General features: G+C 48.2%; 2 protein-coding genes. Both read right to left on the bottom strand.

What is annotated here, in order from left to right:
• Positions 1-92 (bottom strand): metal ABC transporter permease (locus ER639_RS12615; protein ID WP_368665667.1); only part of this gene is annotated, 92 nt, incomplete at its 3' end.
• 35 nt (positions 93-127) lie between these two features.
• Positions 128-409: ATP-binding cassette domain-containing protein (locus tag ER639_RS12045; protein WP_483306244.1), on the bottom strand; the 282-nt coding region annotated here is incomplete at its 5' end.

Here is a 409-nt window from a genome sequence, read left to right as displayed (position 1 = left end):
AGTAATGAGGCATGAGCCAGCGTATCACCGAAATAAGACATACGACGCCAGACTACAAACGAACCCAGCGGACCCGCGGCACAGGCGAGCATGATCCCGGCTAACCAACCGGGAAATAATAATTCAATCATGAGCGATCATTTCCCCGACGCAAAACAATTCGTCCCTGTAAATCGTGACGATGGTTATGATGATGGCGATAGATACCCAGTTGTTCAGCACCACGAGGACCAAACATTGCAATAAACTCCGGATGCAGGGAAACAACTTCCGGTGTGCCGGAACAACAAATGTGGTGATTCAGGCACAGCACTTCATCGGTTTTTGCCATCACCAGATGCAGATCGTGAGAAACCATTAAAACGCCACAATCCAGTTCACGACGCAGTTGGTCAATAAGGTCATATAA

Origin of the sequence: Macrococcus sp. DPC7161, assembly GCF_004117835.1 — a bacterium.
Taxonomy (GTDB): Bacteria; Bacillota; Bacilli; order Staphylococcales; family Staphylococcaceae; genus SDSC01.
Note: the sequence above shows the minus strand (reverse complement) of the source record. Positions and strands in the feature narration are given on the sequence as shown.